Source organism: uncultured Solobacterium sp., from assembly GCF_963550625.1.
GTDB lineage: Bacteria > Bacillota_I > Bacilli_A > Erysipelotrichales > Erysipelotrichaceae > Bulleidia.
In genome coordinates, this window is the sequence record NZ_CAUVCV010000017.1 from 1 (window position 1) to 20,889 (window position 20,889).

Below are 20,889 nucleotides of genomic sequence, written 5' to 3' on the forward strand. Positions count from 1 at the left end.
CGTGCCCACAAAAGTTTATAGCCTATCCCCAACCCCATGAGATTTTAAAGTGCCTCCATTTTTTGTAAGAGGACACGCCACAAAGGATACAGTGGCTAAAATTGCGAAGGAACACCCAGAACTATATGCCCAAGCAGAACAGTGTGATGTATTAGAGGGCGAACTAAAGGAACAACTCAGCAAAATTATCAATGATATCTTCGATCAGAAGATGAGAAAGCACGGATATAAATAATATGAAAAGGGGTAATCCCTTTTTTTGCGTTCATAGAGTACAATAGTGGCAAAGATTCATTAACAAACCAACCTGTGATAAAATAAAGGCGGTGATAATATGAAAAAAGTAATCGCAATCGTTGAAGATGAAAAAGATTTAAATGAATTAGTAAAAAGATATCTAGAAAAAGAAGAATATGAAGTACGTTCGTATTTGGATTTTGATGAGGCTTACTCTCATACATCTGATGAAGATATACATCTGTGGATTCTTGATATTATGTTAGGCGATAAGAGTGGTTTTGATCTCATTGAAGCGATTCGCTCCTATCGTTCAGAAGTTCCTGTTATCTTTATGTCGGCACGTGATAAGGAATTTGACCGTATCATTGGACTTGAAAAGGGTAGTGATGACTATATCACAAAGCCATTCTCTCCAAAAGAACTTGTATTACGTGTCAACAACTTGATTCGTCGTATTTACAAAGATGAAGCAGAACATATCAAGGTCGATGGCTATGAGATTGATGAAGCACAGAGAATTGTCATCGAAGATGATAAGCAGATTGATTTAACAACCAAAGAGTTTGAACTCTTGATGATGTTTGTGAATAATCGTGGTACTGCTTTCCCTCGTGAACAGATTCTATCTCAAGTTTGGGAAGAGAATTACTTTGGTAGCGACCGTGTCGTAGATGATACGTTACGTAGACTTAGAAAGAAAATGCCGAATTTAAGTATTCATACGATTTATGGATTCGGTTATAGGCTCGGATAATGAAGCGCATACGAATGTGGTTGCGTGAGTTAAGTTTGTCGCAACAGTTGCTCAGTATGATCTTCCTTTTCATCATGATTTTTGCGATGTTCGTGATTATCTTTCTTTCGCCATCGATTGAACGATTTACCGAAGCGGAAATGTATAATCGCTTGCATAGTGCGCAAGAAAGCTTAATTTTATACGCAGATCAAAATCCAGGACAGTCTTTGGACTTCGTACAAACGGATGGCGCGATTAGTGCGTACTTGTTTGATCATGAGAAAAATACTTTCACTGTTATTTATGGAAGTAAGATGGATCAGACTTTAAAGGAAAGACTGAAGACAAATGCGAATGTTCCATATTCTGGTACACTGGATTCTTTTTATACGCCAGAAGATCAATTAGATGGAACAAATACCCCTGTAGATAATACTGTTTTATATTCTAAGACATTATTAAATGATGGTCGTGAACTGATTACAGTTATGTCAAACGCTGCCCAGCAGCGCTTGCGGGATAGTTTAATCAATGGCGTTGTGCTGTTGAACGTTAGTTTTGTAATTGGCTTTATGGTGATGTTGTTAATATGGGTAACGACTTTAATCTTACCGTTATCGCAGATTAAGTATTATATTGCGAAAATTAAGAATGAAGAAGATGCAGAACTTGCAGTAAAACGTAATGACGAGATTGGCGAAGTTGCGGATGCACTTCGTGATATGAATGCCCAACTGAAGAAACAAAATCGTGAGAAAGAAGAAATGATTCAAAATATTTCTCATGACTTAAAGACACCAATTGCGACGATCAAGTCATATGGAGAATCGATTAAAGATGGTATCTATCCATATGAAACATTGGAGAAGTCTGTCGATGTTATTATCGAACATGCAAATCGTTTAGAAAAAAAGGTTAAGAGTCTAATCATCCTCAATAAGATGGACTATCTAAAAGATACTGTTGAGGAAGGTAATCATCTCAACATGAATAAAATTATTGATAAAGCATTGTTATCTCTCAAGGTTGTTCGTCCAGAGATTAGCTTTATCTGTGAACTGGATGAAGAGGTTTACTTCCATGGTGAAGAAGAGCCATGGCGTATTGTTGTGGAGAACTTGATTGATAATGCATTACGTTATTCTAAGAGTTATATCAAGGTGACATTACAAGAAGATGAGTTATGCGTAATCAATGATGGCAAGAATATTTCAAAAGACCGCTTGAGCACATTATTTCATCGCTATGAAAAGGGAACGGATGGCCAATTTGGTTTAGGTTTATCCATTGTTCACCGTGTAGTAACAACCTATGGATATCGTGTAGCAGCAGAAAATCTCACTGAAGGTGTATGTTTTAGAATCTGGCATGATGCCAAGACACAAAAACCAAAGAAAACAAATGAAAATACTCCAGCATAAACGTGCATTAATGGGTGAAAATTTCATTAATATCGATTAAAATATAAAGACATATGAAAAAAATAGAACAGATTTACGGTGTAAAAACAGCATATATCACAGAAGGTGAAGGATTAGATATGATTCTTCTGCACGGATGGGGTCAGAATAAGGAAATGATGCAGGCAATTTTTGATCACTATAAAGATCGCTATCGTGTTTTTGCGATAGATTTTCCTGGCTTTGGTGAGAGTGATAATCCACCAGTTGCTTGGGGTGTTCCTGATTATGAGGCATTTCTAGAAGACTTTATTGCAGTGAATCAAATTCAAAATCCGATTCTTGTTGGACATTCCTTCGGTTGTCGTGTGGCGATTCGCTACGGTGCAAAGAATCCAGAGAATGTTAAGAAGATGTGCTTAACAGGTGCTGCGGGTATACGTCCAAAGCAATCCCTGGAAAGTAAGATTCGTGTCAAGTTGTTTAAAGCTGGCAAGTGGCTTTTAAAAGTAACAGGTCAAACTAAAAAATTAGAAGAACTCCAAAAGAATGCTGGATCAGAGGATTATCGTAATGCACAGGGTATTATGAGACCTACTTTTGTAAAGGTAGTGAATGATGATGTGACAGAGTTATTGCCTTTGGTAAAGTGTCCTGTATTACTTGTATGGGGTGATTTAGATACAGCTGCACCACTATGGATGGGACAGCAAATGGAGAAGATGATGCCTGATGCAGGTCTTGCGATATTCGCGGGTGATGACCACTGGGCATATTGGCACCAAGCAGACCGTTTTAATCGCGTTCTGGATATATTCTTAAAGGAGACGGCTTAGTATGGAAAGATGGATACTTGCGGTTGTAACACTAGTTGCAATGTTGATACCAACAAAACATGCATTACATATGTTCCAGCAGAACCGCTATGAATTAGGTAGATACAGTAAGTGGCTTGCTGGGAATAAAAAGATGATACAGGGAATGTTGGTTACAACACTTTGTTATATCGTCGTTGCGGGATTATTAACATACTTTGCTGGATTTACAATCTTTGCATGGGTATGGGTTGGTCTACTACTTGTATTTACAGGTATTAACTTTACGAGAGAGAAAAACAAGAAATATATTAAACCACTTGTATATACAGGTCGTGTAAAGCGTCAAATTGCTGTGATGGTTTTACTGGAGATTGGTCTTGTATTCCTCAACTTTAAATTATTACCTCAGTATGCATGCATATCAACACTTGTAATTATTCTACCTTGGATTTTAATCTTCCTGGTCGGATGGATTACATCTCCAATTGAAGCACTTGTAAAACAATGGTTCATTGGTCAAGCAAAGAAGATTCTTCGTGAGGATAAAGATCTGATTAAGATTGGTATCACTGGTAGCTACGGTAAGACATCTACTAAGAATGTCATGCAGGCAATGATTGGTGAGCAATTTAATACATTAATGACACCTGCTTCATACAATACACCAATGGGTATTACAATTACGATTCGCACTTTGTTAAAACCGATTCATCAAGTATTTGTATGTGAGATGGGTGCTGATCATGTTGGTGAAATTACTTCTCTAATGAAGTTTGTACAACCATCTATTGGTGTTGTAACATCGATTGGCCCTCAACACTTAACAACCTTTGGCTCACAAGAAAACATCATCAAAGAGAAAATGCAGATGATGGAACTATTACCAAAGGATGGCCTCGGAGTTCTCAACTATGATAACGATTTTATCCGTAACTATCGTTTAAAGAATCCTGTTAAGACAGTGAGTTATGGTGTAAAGAGTAGAGACGTTGATTATTACGCAGATGATATTACTTACACTCGTATGGGTTCTTCTTTCACGGTTATTCATCGTGATGAACATGTACGAATCGAAACAAAGCTTCTAGGTGAGTTGAATATCCTAAATATTCTATCCGCTATCTGTGTCGCAAGACACCTCAATGTGCCATGGCCAACAATTCAGCGTGCAGCGAAGAATATGAAGCAGGTTGAACATCGCTTAGAACTTAAGACAATTAATGGTTATCGTTTTATTGATGATGCGTTTAACTCGAATCCAGTTGGTTCCGCAATGGCACTAGAAGTACTTGGGATGATGCCAAATACACGTTATGTTGTAACACCTGGTATGATTGATCTTGGTTCTATCCAAGATGAAGCGAATAAAGAATTCGGTCGTAAGATGAAGGGTAAGGCTGATGAAGTAATCCTTGTTGGTGAAATCCAAACAAAGCCTATCTATGAAGGTTTACAAGAAGCTAACTTTGATATGCAACATGTCATTGTTGTTAAGACAGTTAAAGAGGCCTTTGATCATATCTATCGACATGCATTACCTTCCGATACAATCCTATTGGAAAATGATTTACCTGACGCATTTAGTCACTAAAAAAAGTCCACATCAGTGGACTTTTATTTCGTTTTAATTGTTTTGATAAAGAAGAAGATACCTAATAAGAAGAAGATTGCGATACTTCCTACACCAGCACTGATAGAACCTGTTACTTGTGATACAAGTGATACAGATGCTGTACCTAGGAAGGCTGCACCCTTACCACAGATATCCATTAAGCCAAAGTATTCACCAGACTGTTCTGCTGGAATAATCTTTGTAAAGTAAGAACGTGATAAAGCTTGAATACCACCTTGGAATAAGCCTACACATACTGCAAGTATCCAGAATTCAACTTGTGTATCCAAGAAGATTGCAAAGATTGCGATGCCGAGATATGCAAAGATACAGATTAGAATGAGACGTGTTGTATCAAACTTCTGTGCAAGACGTCCAAATGTAAGAGCAGCAGGGAAGGCAACAACCTGTGTTAGTAATAATGCAAGTAATAAACTTGTACTATCTAGACCAAGCGCTGTTCCATATGCGGTTGCTAGATCGATGATTGTATATACACCATCAATATAGAAGAAGAATGAAATTAAGAACAAGAATATTTTCTTATGCTTTGTTGCATTCTTGAGGGTATTTCCTAAACGTTTGAAACTATCTGCGATTGCGTTCTTCGTATTCTCAATATAATGAGTTTGTTTATATGTCTTTAACAAAGGCAATGAGAACACAAACCACCAAATCGCTGTAATCGTAAATGCAATTGTCATTGCTAGGCCACCAGAGATGCCAATCTTTTTCGCATTTAAAATCACACCAAGCGAAATCACAAATGGAATACAAGAACCAATATATCCCCAAGCATATCCTAGAGAGGACACGCTATCGAGACGTTCTTCAGTGGTAATATCTCCTAACATCGAATCATAGAAGATGATACTGGAAGAATATACGGCTTTTGCGAGAATGAAGAATATTAGGAACATTAACCAATGTGAGATAAATCCCATCATAAAGCATAGAAGTGATCCGACTAGTACAGATGCGAAGAAGATAGGTTTCTTAAAACCTTTGAAATCAGTAATTGTACCAATCACTGGGCCTAAGAAGGCGACACATAGTGTTGCGGCTGATGCGGCATATCCCCAATATGCTAGATAGCTAACGGATGATAATCCATCTTTCTCCGCTAAGCTATTAAAGTATAGCGGCATAACTGTTGATACTAATAGTATGAAGGCAGAGTTACCGACATCATATAAGATCCAGTCTTTTTCAGACTTCGTAAGTTTTGTGAACATAATTTAATCTCCCCACGATATTGATTATGTATTAAAAAGAGTTATGAAACAATTATTTTTGTAACAAAAGTATAAATTTCATAACTTGAACACAAAATAGAAATAAAAAAATCCTATTTCTAGGACTGTTTTAATGGAGCGAGTGAGCGGAATTGAACCGCCGTGTCCACCTTGGCAAGGTGGCGTTCTACCATTGAACTACACTCGCGTAATGGCGGTCCCGACGAGATTCGAACTCGCGATCTTCTCCGTGACAGGGAGACGAGATAAACCACTACTCCACGGGACCAATGTATGGCGAGGAAAGAGGGATTTGAACCCTCGCGCCGGTTTCCCGACCTATGCCCTTAGCAGGGGCACCTCTTCGGCCTCTTGAGTATTTCCTCAACTATTGCCAAGTGCATACTGACTAACCGTTCAGCGCTTTACTATATTACCATGGTCATTTTTTCATTGCAAGATGTTTTTTACTTTTTTGATGATTTTTCTAAAGCCTAGCGCTGAAAGGCTTTCATCAAGAATACAAGACGATTTGTGACTGTTTCGCGTGCTGCGCATAACTTATCAGCCCAACATACTACCCAAGCTTCTTTAGACTGTGGTGGATACATTGTCAGTGGAAACATGTGATGCACAATAATATCTTCCTCAATAGGGCCAATGCCATAATCATTTTTGGCATTATTAGCTGCAGTGTAAGGATGCGTGAATCCATGTAAACCGAAGTGCTTTTGTGGAATATGCCAATCGTACAAGAAATAGTCATGTAATAAAGCACCAGTAATCATTGCGGAATAGTCGACATCAAAATTGTGAGTTTCTGCTAACTCACAAGCTGTAAGTGCGACATCAATACAATGTGCATATACAGTTGTCTTTCCGTGCTGAATAAAGTTTTTTACCAAACTATATCTGCCTGTTTTTTCTAAGCGTTCTACTTCATCCATGACCGCTTTATAGTGCTTGTTCTGCATATTCATACTAATAATCTATACGATTCAGCGCGAAATGAACAGAAATATAATCTTTTTTCTGGAAAAATTTATACAGAGTGAAGGAATTGCTAGAGATTTTATTTGGATAAATCATAGAAGTATGTCATATTAAATTTATAAGATTTACGAAAAGTGAGGTTACATATGAAAGTATTGAGTTTTGGATCATTGAATTTTGATCATGTGTATCAGATGGATCATTTTGTGATGCCAAAGGAGACAACATCTTCTTTGTCCTATAGTAGAGGCTTTGGAGGAAAGGGTTTAAATCAATCCATCGCATTGGCAAAATCAGGTTTAGATGTATATCATGCTGGACGTGTTGGTTTTGATGGACAACCATTTATTGATTACTTACAAGAGTATGGTGTAAAGGTAGATTATCTAAAGAAGGATGAGGAAGCTGCTACTGGACATGCGATTATTCAGGTAAGTCATAGTGAAAACTGTATTATCCTTTTTGGTGGTGCGAACCAATTGATTGATGAAGCACAGATTGATGAAGTATTAACACATTTTGAAAAGGGAGATTTATTGCTGATTCAAAATGAAATATCATCTTTAACATACTTAATCACAAAAGCACATGAGAAGGGTTTACGTATTGCCTTCAATACTGCACCAATGGATGAAAAGGTATTTAGTTATCCTCTAGATTTAATTGATATCTTTGTGGTGAATGAAGTAGAAGGTAAGGGGCTTGCGAATATTTCTTCTGATAACGTTGAAGATGTGATTGTAGGATTACAGAAGGCTTATCCAAACAAGGAAATTATTTTAACGGTTGGTAGTCTTGGTTCTTACTACATCTGTGGTGAGACTGTAATGCATCAAGAGGCTTATCGTGTAGATGCTGTTGATACAACGGCTGCTGGTGATACCTTCACAGGTTTCTATCTAGCAAGTATTCTGCGTGGTGAAGAAGTAAATACTGCATTGCGCATTGCCGCAAAGGCAAGTAGTATTACTGTTACTAAAGAGGGTGCTGCTAAGAGTATTCCTACATTAGAACAAGTATTAGAGAGTATGAAAAATGTCTGAAATTATAATTCAGACATTTTTTTCTAACTTATAGATAGCTTCCAGTGCTGTAAGGATTTCTCGGCGTTCGCCTTCCATTGTCTTCGTTGCTTGATCTGCGTAATCTCCAATTGCGTCAGCGGTATCTTGGCCATAGAGGACAACGTTATTGAGGATGGACATTGTACGAATATTGCGTAAACGACCTACTGTAAATAAGGCTGCTGTTTCCATATCTGCACCAAGGATACCCATGGATGACCATTTCTTTTCTTCTTCTGTGTTTGTATCGATGTAGAAGCTTTCATGGCTATGAACGATACCAGTATGATAGTCCCAGTGATTTTCTTTTGCTGTTTCGATACATTTGAGTAAGAATTCTGTGTCAGCAACTGCTGGATAGCGAATATCTGCATATGCCTTGGATGTGCCTTCATCACGTACTGCGCCAATGGCGAAGATTAAATCTCCCAGTTGGATGTTTGTTTGAAGAGCACCACAGGAGCCGATACGTATCATTGTGTCTACGCCAATGTGTTTTAATTCTTCTATGACGATGGAAGCAGAGGAGCCGCCGATACCAGTAGAGATGGCAATAACCTTTACACCTTTATAGTAACCAGAGACGCTTCTGAATTCTCGGTTATATGCAAGTTCTTTGACATCCTCAAGGAAGGGGATGATACGATCAATGCGTGCTGGATCTCCAGGCATGATTGCATACTTTGCATTTACGCTTTGGTCTAGCTGGATATGTGCTTCTAGCATGTTGCCTGTTCCTTTCGGGCTGTTTCTAAGATATGAAGTAATTCTTTTCTTTCTTCTTCTGTAACAAATGCGGCATTTGCTGCATTGATATTCATTTGGAAGATATCATCGACGGTAAATCCCATATCGTTGATGCAGTGTGCGTATTCATCCGTAATATGTACGCCTGCAAAGGTATCGTTATCTGTGTTGACAGAAACGAGTACACCTTGATCATATAGAGGTTTCATTGGGTGTTTTGCGTATGATGGTACGGTTTGACACTGTACATTGGATGTTGGACAGATTTCGAAGAGTACTTTATTTTCTTTTGCGCGCTCTACAAGTTCTTGGTCGAAGTATACATGGTGTCCATGACCAATACGTGTTACACCAAAGTCCATTGCGTCTTTCACTGTATCTGGTCCTTGGCTATCACCTGCATGACAAGTCATAGGTAGACCATATTCTTTCGCCTTTGCGAATAATGGACCAAAGTTAGATAGAGGCACAAATCCTTCCGCACCTGCAAGGTCAATTCCAACAACACCTTTACCAAGGTATTGCTTGCATACTTCTACCGTTTCCATATTTTCTTTTTGGTTTAGTGTATCAACACCAATACACATCATGCATGTAAGGATACCAATACGAAGATTAGGATATTTTTTAAGAGCGTTATTTCTGCCTTCTAATACAGCCTCTGTTGCCTCAGCTTGGGTTAGACCTTTTTGTGTGTGGAGCTGTGGTGCGAAGCGGATTTCTGCATAAATGCAACCTTGGTTTGCTAGGTCTTCAATCAACTCTTCAGTGATACGAGTGATAGAAGTTTTATCTTGCATGCATTTCAAAGGAGTATCAAACATCTTTAGATATTCATTGACATCTTTAGCATTTGCACACTTACGAATAAAGGCTTCATAGCCTTCGATTGTATCTGCAGGCATCTCAACATTTTGTTCATGTGCAAGTTTCCATATTGTATCCATGCGGAACGATCCGTCTAGATGTAAGTGAAGATTAATTTTAGGTATACGATTCAACATAATTTTTGCCCTTTCTGGTGATATGTACTTGTTGACTTATTTAAAACCCAATAATAAAATGAGTTTACATGAAATCGCTTTCACTATTTTATTTTAAGAGATGACTAGCGATTTGAAAAGATTTTGGGAGGAAAATACATGAAAAATCTATTAAAGGCAGCAATGGTTGCATTGTTGTTAACACCACTCGTTGGTTGTGGCCCTAAAGGATCTGAAAAGCAGGGTTCCAACGCAACAGAGACACATGGAAAGAAGTACAACGTAGCATACCTAGTTAATGGTAACTTGGGTGATAAGTCATTCTTTGATTCAGCAGCTGCTGGTTTACAGACTCTTGAAAAAGATGGTCGTATCACATTAAAGACAATTGAAATGGGTGGTACAGACGCTGATAAGCCAAGATGGCTACAGACATTGTACGAAGTATCTGATTTGGGAGAATATGACTTAATTATCTGCGGAACTTATCAGATGCCTGACTTCTTAAAGGAAGTTGCTACAAAGTATCCAGATCAGAAGTATGCAATCTTTGATGACAATACTTATGCTGGCGAAAATAAGAATGTCCTCAATTTAACATACAAGCAGAATGAATTAGGTTATATCATTGGTACATTAGCTGCAAGCATGACAACAGATACATCTGTTGAACGTATTAATCCTGAAAAGGTAATCGGTTTCGTTGGTGGTATCGATAGTCCAGTAATCAATGACTTCTTATATGGTTACATCACAGGTGCACAGAACGTTGATCCAGAAATCAAGGTTGATACACGTTATACAAATGACTATGTAGATACAGCGATTGCTAAGGAATATGGTTTATCCATGATTAGCGATAACAAGGCTGATATCATCTGGGGTGTTGCTGGTAACGCTGGTAACGGTGCAGCTGAAGCAGCTCTTGAAAAGAATAATGCATGGTTCATCGGTGTTGACTCAGACCAGGAATCTACTTTCTCTCCTGACTTAGCAGCGATTACATTAACATCTGGTTTAAAGAATGTTGGTAACTCTCTCATTTGGGTATTTGATGAATGGGATGCAGGTAGAGAATACTGGGGAACAGAAGTTACATTAGGCTTGAAGGAAAATGGCGTTGGTGTAGTAACTGACAAGAACTTTGCCAAGTATGCTTCTCAAGCAACTAAAGACAAGGTTAACGAAGCTATTCAAGCTATCTTAGACGGTAAGGTTGAAGTTCCTACAGCATTAGGAAACACATCTAAAGATTTAGAAACATTACGTGAAAAGGTACGTCCTTAATCGTAGCGTTACAAAAGATTCATAAATTGTTTTACGTAGAAATTTAGAAGTTTTATTCAACCACGAAAAAACAATATATCTGATTAGTATCTTTGGTGATTTATGAATCCAGTTTCAGCTGCCGAAAAGTGTAGTTTTCAATAGTTTTGAAAATAACTTGGGATGGTGGTTGGAACTGGATTTTCATTTTAAGAAGGATCACCTGTAAAAAAATAGAATGAGGTAAGAGATATGAACGAAGAATATGTCATTCAAATGAAAGGCATTCGCAAGATTTATCCTAATGGTGTCGTGGCAAACCAGGATGTTGACTTGAATGTACGCAAGGGCGAAATTCATGCGCTGATGGGAGAAAATGGTGCTGGTAAATCAACACTGATGAAGATGTTGTTTGGTTTAGAGCAACCTACAGAAGGTGAGATTTACGTCAATGGTGAAAAGGTACATCTATCATCACCGAACGTAGCGATTTCGAAAGGCATCGGAATGGTTCACCAACACTTTATGTTGGTGCCAAGTTTAACTGTCGCTGAAAACATCGTATTGGGTATGACTCCAAAGAAGAACGGTATTTTCATCGACCGTCAAAAGGCAATCAAGATTACTGAGGAATACTCCAAGAAGTTTAACTTGGCAGTTGATCCAAATGCTCGTGTTGTCGATATCCCGGTTGGAATGAAGCAGAAGGTAGAAATCTTAAAGGCTTTAGTACGTGGTGCTAAGATTTTGATTTTAGATGAGCCTACTGCTGTTTTAACAACCCAAGAAACAACAGAACTCTTCAAGGAGTTAAAGCATCTAAAAGAACAGGGTTATACATTAATCTTTATCTCTCATAAGCTAAACGAAATTATGGAGATTACTGATCGTTTAAGTATCTTACGTGGTGGTAAGTTTATGGGTGTCTATGAGACAAAGGATGTTACACCTGAGAAGATTTCTCGTTTGATGGTAGGACGTGATGTTATCTTACAGGTTCAAAAGGATGCCGCAAAACCAACAGAAGAAATCCTAAGAGTCAGAGACCTACATTATGTTAATGACTGGGGCAAGAAGATGCTCAATGGCGTATCTCTATCCGTTCGCAAGGGAGAAATCCTCGGTATTGCGGGTGTTGAAGGTAATGGTCAAAAGGAACTTGTTGATATGTTGTTTGGTTTAAACAAACCAAATGAGGGAACAATCACGATGAAGGGCGATAATATCATTGGTCTAAACCAACGTCAGTTACGTGAGAAACATATTTCATTAGTACCAGAAGATCGTATGTTATTTGGTATTGCCGCAAATGCATCAATTGAAGAAAATATTATCTCTGACCGTGCAGATTCTAAGAAGATGAACAAGGGTTTGATGTTTAACATGAAAAACATGCATGAAGAAACTGATGCACTCATTAAAGAATATAAAGTATTGTGCAAGAGCCGTGATCAAAAGGTGGGTATGTTATCCGGTGGTAACATCCAGAAGGTCGTTGTTGCACGTGAATTCTCTAATGAACCAGATTTGATTATCGCTGACCAGCCAACGCGTGGTATCGACGTTGGAGCGACGGAATTCATCCGTAAGAAACTAGTCGAATTATCACGTTCTGGAATTGGTGTGTTACTCGTATCTGCAGACTTAAATGAAGTTATGGAATTGTCTGATAGCTTAATCGTTATGTATGGTGGTCAGATTGTTGCGTACTTCGAAGATACCAGTCAGTTAAATGACGAAATCATGGGTCAATACATGTTGGGTATTAAGAAACAAACACCAGAAGAGATTGCGAGGGTTTGTCATGAATAAGAAAAGAAGTTTGATATTTAGCATTGTACGTGGCGCGATGGCAATCGGTATTGCGTTACTTGTTGCGGCAATTCTAATCTTTATTAGTTCCAAGGGAGATAGTCTTGGTGAAAGATTACTTGCGACACTAAGTTCCTTGAAGTCAATGTTGATTCAACCGGTATTCCGTGCGAATGGTACGTTTAGTGTAAAGGGCTTTACAGATGTACTTGCAAGCATGATTCCTATTATCTTTACAGGTCTAGCAACTTGTGTCATGTTCTCTGCAAACCAGTTTAACCTTGGTTCTGAAGGTGGTATTTTACTTGGTGCATTTGTGACTTCTTTAGTTGCAGTATATGTTCCATTACCTGGAGCATTACTACCAATCGTTGCCATTCTTGCAGGTGCAGTTGTAACAGGTTTAATGATGTTAATTCCTGCGGTATTAAAGGCGAAGTTAAACGTTAGTGAAATGGTAAACTCCCTTATGTTAAACTATGTCATCATGTACGTAATTAAGTTCATGATGAATGCGTTTATTGCTGATAAGACAAAGGGTACAGTTCAGACAAGTAACTTCCAAGTGAATGCTGCTCTACCTCAGTTAATCGATAATGGTTCTAAGTTATCGATTGGCTTTGTAATCGCAATTGTAATGACAATTATCATTGCACTATTTATGTATCGTACACGTTGGGGATATGCAATCCGTATGATTGGTATCAACCAGAAGTTCTCAATGTACTCTGGTATGAACGTTGTTATGATTATCATCCTTTCACAGGTAATCGGTGGATTACTAGCAGGTATGGGTGGTGGCATTGAGATGCTTGGAAGAAACCAATACTTTGACTGGTTAGCACAACCGGGTTATGGTTGGACGGGTATTACTGTAGCGATTCTAGCCGGTAATAATCCAGCATTTGTTCCACTCGCTGCCTTCTTTATGGCATATCTTGAAAAGGGATGTACTTTAATGTCAACTTACGCTGCAGTTCCTGCACAGTTGATTGATATTATCCAAGCTATTATCTTCTTGTTCTTTGCGGCTGATCAATTCTTATCCAAGTATCGTCAGAAACTTGTTGTTAAGAGTGCGGAAGAGGAGTTGCGCGAAAAACAAGTCGGAGCGACTGTAGAAGGGAGCGTGAAGTAAGATGTTATCACTTATTATGACACCAGAATTCTTCTTTGCGATTTTCCGTATTACAGCTCCAATCCTATTTGCGACAATGGCTGCTGTTATTTGTGAAAAAGCAGGCGTATCCAATATCGGTCTTGAAGGTACAATGATGATTTCCGCATTGTTCGGTTCATTATTTGCTTACTATTCTGGTAATTGGTTTGTTGGTTTACTTGTGGCGATTGCTGTAGGTATTATCGTAAGCTTACTGATGGGATTCTTCGCATTCAATCTAAAGACAAACATTATCTTGACGGGTACTGCGGTCAATATGATTGGATCTGGTGGAACAATCTTCTTAGTAAAGGTAATTACAGGTATTACACAAGGAACACAACTTACTTCCACAACTTCTTTAATTACACAGAAGTTGCAGATTCCAAGTATTACAATTCCACTCATTGATAAGATTCCTGTGATTGGACAAGTATTATCTGGACATAGCTTATTAACATACTTAGCATTCATCTGTGTGTTCTTAACATGGGTGTTGTTATACCATACACCTCTAGGATTAAATATCCGCTCTGTTGGTGAAAACTCACATGCGGCTTCTTCTGTTGGTGTTAGTGTTATTAAAGTGAAGTACATTACAATGATTATTGCTGGTGTACTCTGTGGTATGGGTGGAGCGTTTATGTCTATGTACTATGCGATGGGTTGGTCCCTCGACATGGTTGCTGGACGTGGATTTATCGCCTTAGCAGCACAGGCAATGGGTGCTGGTGAGCCTCTAGGCTGTATGCTTGCGGCTTTAATCTTCGGTTTTGCACAGGCATTTGGTATCAAGTTATCTGCGACAGGTGTCGATTCTAACCTTGTTTCACCAATCCCTTACTTAGTGACAATTATCGGTCTAGTAGTATTCGCAATTGTAGCGGCTAGCCGTGCAAAGCGTGCACGCCGTGAGAGTGCTGAAAAGGTGAGCGCATGAGTGAAATCAAAAAAATACCAGTCATCCTAGATGGTGATCCTGGTCACGATGATGCGATTGCTTGGGTGTTTGCTAAGGCAAATCCTGCCTTTGATATCAAAGCAGTCACAAGTGTGGCAGGAAACCAAATACTAGCCAAAACAACATATAACGCAATGCGTATCTGTACTTTACTAGGTATTGATGCGCCAATTGCGAAGGGTAGAGAACTACCATTATTATCTCCATTAATCACAGCTGGAAACTTCCATGGTGAATCTGGCTTGGATGGTCCTGCAATGCCAGAACCATGCATGCAGTTATCAGAGTTATCTTCTGTCGGTTTAATGGCTAAAGTGTTAAGAGAAAGTGAGGAACCGGTAACGATTATCGCTACCGGTCCACAAACAAACGTAGCGGCGTTATTACTAACGCATCCTGAATTAAAATCAAAGATTGGAAGAATCTCCATCATGGGTGGAGGTCTTAGAAACGGTAACTGGACTCCAGCAGCTGAATTCAATATCTTTGAAGATCCAGAGGCTGCACAAATCGTATTTACGTCAGGTATCCCAGTTACGATGTGCGGTCTTGATGTAACAGAGAAGGCCATCGTTTATCCAGAGGATGAAAAGAGAATCCGTGAAATTGGTAACCAGGTATCTGGTATCGTAGCGGATTGGTTAGATTTCTTCTTCAAGCATCATGCAGAACTTGGCTGGAATGGTTCACCATTACATGATCCATGTGCTGTTGCAGTGCTAATGAAGCCTGAAATCTTTACTACACAAGAGATGTATGTCGAAATCGATATCGAAGGTCACTATACACGTGGTGCGACTATCGCAGATTGGCATCAATCAAGTGGTAATCCAAGCAATGTTACTGCAGTGCTTGGTGTAGACCGTGAAAGATTTGTTGATCTACTTGTAGAAGTATGTAAGACATACGAAGGCAGAAAGGTGGAAATCGCATGACAGACTTAATTCCAATTTGGATTGATACCGATACTGGTGTCGATGATGCGGTTGCACTTCTTTGTGCACTCAAACTAGATAAACTTGCGATTCGTGGGATTTCTGCAGTTGCAGGTAACGTAGAACATGCTAAGACATTTAAAAATTGTCGTAATGTACTTGCGTATGCAGGTAGAGAAGATATTAAAGTGTATCCAGGTGCGATTAAGCCAATGTGTGTTGAACTGGATGATGCCTCTGAAGTTCATGGTAAAGATGGACTTGGTGGTGTTGTGATTCCAGACTCTCCAGCTGAAAAGGAAACAATGCATGCATGGGATGCAATCTATGAGACTGCGAAAAAAGAAGGTGGCAAACTACAGATTGTTGCGGTTGGCCCACTAACAAATATCGCAAACGCAATTATCTCTCATCCTGATTTAAAGGATATGGTTGAACGAATCCTCATCATGGGCGGTGCTGCTGTAGGTGGTAATGCCACAATGGCTGCTGAATTTAATATTTATGCAGATCCTCATTCTGCAGAAACAGTTATGCAAAGTGGCATCCCAGTGGTAATGTTCGGTTTAGATGTAACCGTTGATGCCTACTTAGATGCTAAAGATATTCAAGACATTCGCAATTTTAATACGATAATCAGTCAATTCTTCGTAGATGTTGTGCAAGCTAATTTAAACTTCTATATCAAGAACTACAAACGTGAAATCCTTTGTATCCATGATGCATGTCCATTAATTTACTTGCAATATCCTGAAATCTTTACAGGACAAAAAGCAGGTGTTTATGTTGAAACACAAAGCCGATTAAGCTTTGGCAAGACAGTTACCGACATATGGAGTGATACAAAGTTTAAGTCACGTGAAACTATGGTAATGCTTGGTGTTGATCGTGAGAAATTCGCAAGCACTCTAAAAGGTTTATTACAACAGTATTAAATTAAAAAAGACGGATATCCGTCTTTTTTAGTTCTTTGGTTTTTCTATGTAGGTACGATGTAATACTTTAATCGTTTCATCGTAGTTCATTGAACCGAGTGCAGTGTAAAGAATATCGATAATATTTAATTGAGAGATGCGTGATGACATTGCGGCTGTACGCAAAAGGGACTCATTTTCAGTCGTATATAATTTATAATCTGCAAGTTTTGAAACAGGTGTATCGACGCAACGTGTGATTGCGATAATAGGAGTTAGATTCTCCTTTAAAGCATTCATGCATGTGATGACTTCGGTTGTATTCCCAGAGTAGGAACATATAATCGCCACATCTTCTGCAGTACTATTTTTACAGCTGAGAAGTTGGGAGTGCCAGTCATCGTTGATAGTACATGGCTTTGAAATACGTAATAACTTGAGATATAAATCACGTAGTGTGACTAAGGAAGCCCCCATACCGACAAGAATGACATTCCGTGCATCATTCATAATCTTTGCGCATTCACGTAAGGTTTCAACATCCATAAGCTTCTCAGTTTCATCGAGGGACTTTGTGTTTTTGGCTGTTACTTTGCGAATGATATCTGCGATATTATCGGTTCTTTTGATTTCTTCGTTATACATCTGCTCGCCAGCCTTTGCATGAAGTGCTAATTCAATGGTCAGACTGCGTTTAAAATCTTTGTATCCATCAAAGTTGATGCGGTGGCACATTCTGACAACCGCTGATGGCGATGAAAAACTTTTATGTGCCAACTCTTGTACGGAAAGTGTACTTGCGGTTTCAGGATTTTTGAGAATATATTCCGCAACGGTTCTTTCTGCACCGGCTAGTTCGTGGTAATGTTCACGTAATCGAATGAGTGCGTTTTTCATGGCTATTTTCTCCTATAAAAACAATAGCACATTATCCCAAAAACAGAAATAATATTTCGAAAAAAAGTATCAATATTGAAATTTTATTATCATTATTCCTATAATATGGATATAGTAGGAAGTATCATAGGGGGGAATACGCATATGACAATTAATCTGCAAACAATCGCTACAGAACACCGCAATGAAAATACAATGAATTTAGACCAAATGAGTTCACTTGAAATCATTACAGAAATGAATCGCGAGGATGCGTTAATTGCGTCTGCGATTCAACCACATCTTCCTAATATTTCAAAGATAATTGAGTATTGTATCGAGGCAATCAGTCAAGGTGGAAGGATCATTTACATGGGTGCTGGCACAAGTGGAAGACTTGGGGTATTAGATGCGGCAGAATGTCCTCCAACCTTTGGCGTATCTCCTGATGTAGTTGTTGGTCTAATCGCTGGTGGTGAAGCAGCCTTCATCAAAGCACGTGAAGGATCAGAAGACTCTGTAGAACTTGGAAAACAAGATTTAATTCAAATTGGATTAAATGAAAGAGATATCGTGATTGGTTTAGCAGCGAGTGGTCGTACTCCATATGTACTTGGTGGTTTAGCGTATGCACAACAGTTAGGTTGTCATACAGCCGCAATCTCCAATACACATCACTCTAAGATTGGTGAAGTTGCAGAGATCGCAGTGGATGTTCCTGTAGGTGCTGAAGTACTAACAGGTTCTACACGTTTAAAGTCTGGTACAGCTGAGAAGATGATTCTCAATATGATCTCTACCGCAACGATGGTAGGTCTTGGTAAGGCATATCAAAATCTCATGGTTGACGTGATGCAGACAAATGAAAAACTACGTAATCGCGCAGAAAATATTGTTATGGAAGCTACAGGGGTTGAACGTTCTGTAGCACGTGCTACGATAGATGCAGCAAAAGGTTCCTGTAAAGTCGCTATCACAATGATACTAGCAAACTGTTCTTATGAAGACGCATTAATGCGTTTACAGCAAGCTTGTGGTCATGTTCGTGAAGCAATCATGGAGAAATAACATGGCAAATTCATTAGGATATTCTGTATTCTTAAGCACATTTGAAAAACAGAAGGCATATCTACAAGGTGTAGGAAAAAATCATCCACTTGTATTTGTGTCATTACACATCGCTGAAGAGTTTAGTGATACATATATAAAAGACATGCATGCAATGTGTGCATGGTTAAACGAAGAAGGCTTCCGTATCGTATCAGATGTATCCACAAAATCATTGGAGTTATTCCAGGTTTCATCTGTACGAGAAATTGCGAAGTTGCTAGATGTATATGCATTACGTTTGGATTATGGGTTTAATCACGCGGAAATGCTGGCGTTAGCCAAAGAGATGCCAATTGTATTAAACGCTTCAACAATACGTGTTGAGGAAGTAGAAGACTTAGTACGTGAAGGCAAAGAAATCCTTGCCATGCATAACTACTATCCACGTAGTGAAACAGGACTAGATGAAGAGTACTTCTTACGGATTACCAAGTCATTACAGGATGCAGGTATCCATGTGATTGCCTTTATTCCTGGGGATGTATTAAAGCGTGGGCCAATTTTTGAGGGTCTACCAACCCTAGAACATCATCGTCACATTTCGCCATATGCAGCGTTTATGGAACTGACATTAAAGTATCATGTAGACCAAGTGTTTGTGGGAGACCCGGGTATTAGTACATATGAGATTGAACGTATTCAATCCTATTGTGATACGGGAGTCATCGATATTCCTGCTACTTTAAAACATGCAGAACATTTCTATGATAAAGAAGTAACTTGTCGTATTGATAGTCCATCATGGATTATTCGTGTAGAAGAAGCACGTTTATTAAAGAAGGTAAATGAGCATATCGTGCCAAACAATACAATTACACGCGAAGTTGGCGCAATCACAATGGATAACGATGCATACTTACGCTATGCAGGTGAAGTACAGATTGTACGCAGTCCACTGCCAGCAGATAATCGTGTCAATATCATTGGTCATGTATCACCAAAGGACTTATCGATTCTAAAATTAGTCAAAGGTGGTATGAAGATTCGGTTTGTAAGAGAAGATATGTAATAAAGTATCTTCTTTTCTTATACATTTCATCATAGAATAGAGATATGAAACAACTGTATTATTCACTTCCGCAATATCTCAAAGATACCTTTGGACGAAAACTTTATAAAGTAGCGCTTGAAACAGGAATGACCTGTCCAAATCGTGATGGAAAAGTCGCTGTTGGAGGTTGTATCTTCTGCGGTGAGGGAGGTTCAGGAGATTTCGCGATTTACTACGAGGGGAAGCGTTTAAGCAGAGAAGAACTGATTTATAATCACAAAGAGATACCAAAGGGCGACTATATTGCATATTTCCAATCCTTTACAAATACTTACGCTCCTATCAACAAACTTCGAGAAATCTTTACGGCAGCCTTAGAGGATGACTTATTTGCAGGGATTTCCATTGCGACTAGACCTGACTGTTTGGGGAAAGATGTTATAGAACTTTTAAAAGAGTTAAAAGAAAAGTACCTAAATAAATTTATCTGGGTAGAGCTTGGCCTACAAACCATTCATGAAAGTACTGCGAAGTGGATGAATCGTGGATATCCACTTGAAGTATTTGATGAAGCAGTCAAGAATTTAAAGGCTATTGATATAGAAGTTATTGTGCACATTATTATTGGTCTTCCAGGTGAAAATCAAACAATGTTGTTAGAAACGATTGAACATTTAAATGCCTGTCAGATTGATGGCGTGAAGTTACAATTATTGCATTATCTAAAGAATACAAGATTAGGTGTACAGTATTTGTCGAATCCATCTCAATATCATGTTTTAGAGATAGTTGAGTATGTAGAGCTTGTGACAGAATGTATTGCGCATTTAGATAAACATATTGTAATCCATCGCTTAACAGGAGATGGAAATGCGGAGGATTTGATTGCGCCATTATGGAGTACAGATAAGCGTCGTGTATTAAATTTAATCAATCATATGTTGAAGATAAAAAATTATACACAGGGCTGTAAACTGCCAAAATAGACAACTATATATAAATCAAGAGTAAAGTAATGAAAAGTTTGAAAATAAATA

Annotated in this window: 20 protein-coding genes and 3 tRNA genes; 15 read left to right on the top strand and 8 right to left on the bottom strand. The window is 38.6% G+C overall.

All coding sequences use genetic code 11. From position 1 onward, the window contains the following. The first annotated feature begins 49 nt into the window (after window positions 1–49). The 5 genes from RYK16_RS07365 to RYK16_RS07385 all read left to right on the top strand — a co-directional run bounded on the left by RYK16_RS07365 (window position 50) and on the right by RYK16_RS07385 (window position 4,785). Window positions 50–235, top strand: coding sequence for a hypothetical protein (locus RYK16_RS07365; protein WP_314851607.1), 186 nt, complete (start codon window positions 50–52; stop codon window positions 233–235). A 99-nt stretch (window positions 236–334) separates the two neighbouring features. Further along, on the top strand, window positions 335–994 hold the full coding sequence (locus tag RYK16_RS07370) for a response regulator transcription factor (protein ID WP_294208763.1): 660 nt from the start codon (window positions 335–337) through the stop codon (window positions 992–994). Beyond that, window positions 994–2,397 carry a HAMP domain-containing sensor histidine kinase gene (locus tag RYK16_RS07375; RefSeq protein WP_314111947.1) on the top strand — a complete coding sequence of 468 codons (1,404 nt, stop codon included), beginning with the start codon at window positions 994–996 and terminating at the stop codon, window positions 2,395–2,397. The genes RYK16_RS07370 and RYK16_RS07375 overlap by 1 nt, the downstream gene beginning before the upstream one ends. 53 nt (window positions 2,398–2,450) lie before the next feature. After that, the gene (locus tag RYK16_RS07380) at window positions 2,451–3,212 is read left to right on the top strand and encodes an alpha/beta hydrolase (RefSeq protein WP_314851608.1); all 762 of its coding nucleotides are present in this window, start codon (window positions 2,451–2,453) and stop codon (window positions 3,210–3,212) included. Between the two features lies 1 nt (window position 3,213). Next, the gene (locus RYK16_RS07385) at window positions 3,214–4,785 is read left to right on the top strand and encodes a UDP-N-acetylmuramoyl-tripeptide--D-alanyl-D-alanine ligase (protein WP_314851609.1); all 1,572 of its coding nucleotides are present in this window, start codon (window positions 3,214–3,216) and stop codon (window positions 4,783–4,785) included. Window positions 4,786–4,808: 23 nt separating this feature from the next. Here the strand turns inward: RYK16_RS07385 and RYK16_RS07390 are convergent, their stop codons facing one another. The 5 genes from RYK16_RS07390 to RYK16_RS07410 form a co-directional block, all read right to left on the bottom strand. Continuing rightward, window positions 4,809–6,041 carry an MFS transporter gene (locus RYK16_RS07390; RefSeq protein ID WP_314851611.1) on the bottom strand — a complete coding sequence of 411 codons (1,233 nt, stop codon included), beginning with the start codon at window positions 6,039–6,041 and terminating at the stop codon, window positions 4,809–4,811. Between the two features lie 134 nt (window positions 6,042–6,175). Then, window positions 6,176–6,249 (bottom strand) — tRNA-Gly (locus RYK16_RS07395). A gap of 4 nt (window positions 6,250–6,253) precedes the next feature. Further along, window positions 6,254–6,330 (bottom strand) — tRNA-Asp (locus RYK16_RS07400). Window positions 6,331–6,336: 6 nt separating this feature from the next. After that, window positions 6,337–6,427 (bottom strand) — tRNA-Ser (locus RYK16_RS07405). Between the two features lie 108 nt (window positions 6,428–6,535). Then, window positions 6,536–7,021: an HD domain-containing protein gene (locus tag RYK16_RS07410; protein ID WP_298666581.1), complete on the bottom strand. Its 486-nt coding sequence runs from the start codon at window positions 7,019–7,021 to the stop codon at window positions 6,536–6,538. A gap of 159 nt (window positions 7,022–7,180) precedes the next feature. On the opposite strand from RYK16_RS07410, the gene RYK16_RS07415 reads away from it, so the two are divergent. Next, on the top strand, window positions 7,181–8,077 hold the full coding sequence (locus RYK16_RS07415; protein WP_314851612.1) for a ribokinase: 897 nt from the start codon (window positions 7,181–7,183) through the stop codon (window positions 8,075–8,077). Window positions 8,078–8,086: 9 nt separating this feature from the next. Here the strand turns inward: RYK16_RS07415 and RYK16_RS07420 are convergent, their stop codons facing one another. Both RYK16_RS07420 and add read right to left on the bottom strand, forming a co-directional pair. Then, window positions 8,087–8,824, bottom strand: coding sequence for a nucleoside phosphorylase (locus RYK16_RS07420; protein WP_314851613.1), 738 nt, complete (start codon window positions 8,822–8,824; stop codon window positions 8,087–8,089). Continuing rightward, window positions 8,818–9,849: an adenosine deaminase gene (gene add / locus RYK16_RS07425; protein ID WP_314851614.1), complete on the bottom strand. Its 1,032-nt coding sequence runs from the start codon at window positions 9,847–9,849 to the stop codon at window positions 8,818–8,820. The genes RYK16_RS07420 and add overlap by 7 nt, the downstream gene beginning before the upstream one ends. 138 nt (window positions 9,850–9,987) lie before the next feature. On the opposite strand from add, the gene RYK16_RS07430 reads away from it, so the two are divergent. From RYK16_RS07430 to RYK16_RS07455, 6 genes are all read left to right on the top strand, one after another. Then, the gene (locus tag RYK16_RS07430) at window positions 9,988–11,115 is read left to right on the top strand and encodes a BMP family ABC transporter substrate-binding protein (protein ID WP_314851616.1); all 1,128 of its coding nucleotides are present in this window, start codon (window positions 9,988–9,990) and stop codon (window positions 11,113–11,115) included. 231 nt (window positions 11,116–11,346) lie between these two features. Continuing rightward, window positions 11,347–12,906, top strand: a complete 1,560-nt coding sequence (locus tag RYK16_RS07435) for an ABC transporter ATP-binding protein (protein ID WP_314851617.1) — start codon at window positions 11,347–11,349, stop codon at window positions 12,904–12,906. Then, window positions 12,899–14,044 carry an ABC transporter permease gene (locus RYK16_RS07440; protein ID WP_314851618.1) on the top strand — a complete coding sequence of 382 codons (1,146 nt, stop codon included), beginning with the start codon at window positions 12,899–12,901 and terminating at the stop codon, window positions 14,042–14,044. The genes RYK16_RS07435 and RYK16_RS07440 overlap by 8 nt, the downstream gene beginning before the upstream one ends. Before the next feature lies 1 nt (window position 14,045). Continuing rightward, window positions 14,046–15,005 (top strand): ABC transporter permease, encoded by a 960-nt coding sequence (locus tag RYK16_RS07445; protein WP_314851619.1) that lies wholly within the window; start codon window positions 14,046–14,048, stop codon window positions 15,003–15,005. Further along, entirely contained in the window at window positions 15,002–15,961 is a 960-nt protein-coding gene (locus RYK16_RS07450; RefSeq protein ID WP_314851620.1) for a nucleoside hydrolase, read from the top strand. The genes RYK16_RS07445 and RYK16_RS07450 overlap by 4 nt, the downstream gene beginning before the upstream one ends. Beyond that, window positions 15,958–16,896, top strand: a complete 939-nt coding sequence (locus RYK16_RS07455) for a nucleoside hydrolase (protein WP_314851621.1) — start codon at window positions 15,958–15,960, stop codon at window positions 16,894–16,896. Before RYK16_RS07450 ends, RYK16_RS07455 begins: the two co-directional genes overlap by 4 nt. A 27-nt stretch (window positions 16,897–16,923) precedes the next feature. Here RYK16_RS07455 and RYK16_RS07460 read toward each other — a convergent pair whose 3' ends face one another. Continuing rightward, entirely contained in the window at window positions 16,924–17,772 is an 849-nt protein-coding gene (locus tag RYK16_RS07460; protein ID WP_314851622.1) for a MurR/RpiR family transcriptional regulator, read from the bottom strand. A 144-nt stretch (window positions 17,773–17,916) separates the two neighbouring features. Here RYK16_RS07460 and murQ point away from each other — a divergent pair, with 144 nt between their 5' ends. From murQ to RYK16_RS07475, 3 genes are read left to right on the top strand one after another with little or no spacing between them, the layout of a single operon-like run. Next, window positions 17,917–18,819: an N-acetylmuramic acid 6-phosphate etherase gene (gene murQ, locus RYK16_RS07465; protein WP_314851625.1), complete on the top strand. Its 903-nt coding sequence runs from the start codon at window positions 17,917–17,919 to the stop codon at window positions 18,817–18,819. Between the two features lies 1 nt (window position 18,820). Continuing rightward, window positions 18,821–19,870, top strand: coding sequence for a MupG family TIM beta-alpha barrel fold protein (locus RYK16_RS07470; protein WP_314851626.1), 1,050 nt, complete (start codon window positions 18,821–18,823; stop codon window positions 19,868–19,870). Between the two features lie 44 nt (window positions 19,871–19,914). Beyond that, entirely contained in the window at window positions 19,915–20,838 is a 924-nt protein-coding gene (locus tag RYK16_RS07475) for a TIGR01212 family radical SAM protein (protein WP_314851627.1), read from the top strand. The last annotated feature ends 51 nt before the right edge of the window (window positions 20,839–20,889 follow it).

Bases quoted from the DNA above. Each gene is read 5' to 3' on its own strand.
- RYK16_RS07455 (WP_314851621.1), top strand. From the start codon at position 15,958: ATGACAGACTTAATTCCAATTTGGATTGATACCGATACTGGTGTCGAT.
- RYK16_RS07435 (WP_314851617.1), top strand. From the start codon at position 11,347: ATGAACGAAGAATATGTCATTCAAATGAAAGGCATTCGCAAGATTTAT.
- RYK16_RS07445 (WP_314851619.1), top strand. From the start codon at position 14,046: ATGTTATCACTTATTATGACACCAGAATTCTTCTTTGCGATTTTCCGT.
- RYK16_RS07470 (WP_314851626.1), top strand. From the start codon at position 18,821: ATGGCAAATTCATTAGGATATTCTGTATTCTTAAGCACATTTGAAAAA.
- RYK16_RS07375 (WP_314111947.1), top strand. From the start codon at position 994: ATGAAGCGCATACGAATGTGGTTGCGTGAGTTAAGTTTGTCGCAACAG.
- RYK16_RS07370 (WP_294208763.1), top strand. From the start codon at position 335: ATGAAAAAAGTAATCGCAATCGTTGAAGATGAAAAAGATTTAAATGAA.
- RYK16_RS07440 (WP_314851618.1), top strand. From the start codon at position 12,899: ATGAATAAGAAAAGAAGTTTGATATTTAGCATTGTACGTGGCGCGATG.
- murQ (WP_314851625.1), top strand. From the start codon at position 17,917: ATGACAATTAATCTGCAAACAATCGCTACAGAACACCGCAATGAAAAT.
- RYK16_RS07380 (WP_314851608.1), top strand. From the start codon at position 2,451: ATGAAAAAAATAGAACAGATTTACGGTGTAAAAACAGCATATATCACA.
- RYK16_RS07390 (WP_314851611.1), bottom strand. From the start codon at position 6,041: ATGTTCACAAAACTTACGAAGTCTGAAAAAGACTGGATCTTATATGAT.
- RYK16_RS07415 (WP_314851612.1), top strand. From the start codon at position 7,181: ATGAAAGTATTGAGTTTTGGATCATTGAATTTTGATCATGTGTATCAG.
- RYK16_RS07410 (WP_298666581.1), bottom strand. From the start codon at position 7,021: ATGAATATGCAGAACAAGCACTATAAAGCGGTCATGGATGAAGTAGAA.
- add (WP_314851614.1), bottom strand. From the start codon at position 9,849: ATGTTGAATCGTATACCTAAAATTAATCTTCACTTACATCTAGACGGA.
- RYK16_RS07385 (WP_314851609.1), top strand. From the start codon at position 3,214: ATGGAAAGATGGATACTTGCGGTTGTAACACTAGTTGCAATGTTGATA.
- RYK16_RS07420 (WP_314851613.1), bottom strand. From the start codon at position 8,824: ATGCTAGAAGCACATATCCAGCTAGACCAAAGCGTAAATGCAAAGTAT.
- RYK16_RS07430 (WP_314851616.1), top strand. From the start codon at position 9,988: ATGAAAAATCTATTAAAGGCAGCAATGGTTGCATTGTTGTTAACACCA.
- RYK16_RS07475 (WP_314851627.1), top strand. From the start codon at position 19,915: ATGAAACAACTGTATTATTCACTTCCGCAATATCTCAAAGATACCTTT.
- RYK16_RS07460 (WP_314851622.1), bottom strand. From the start codon at position 17,772: ATGAAAAACGCACTCATTCGATTACGTGAACATTACCACGAACTAGCC.
- RYK16_RS07450 (WP_314851620.1), top strand. From the start codon at position 15,002: ATGAGTGAAATCAAAAAAATACCAGTCATCCTAGATGGTGATCCTGGT.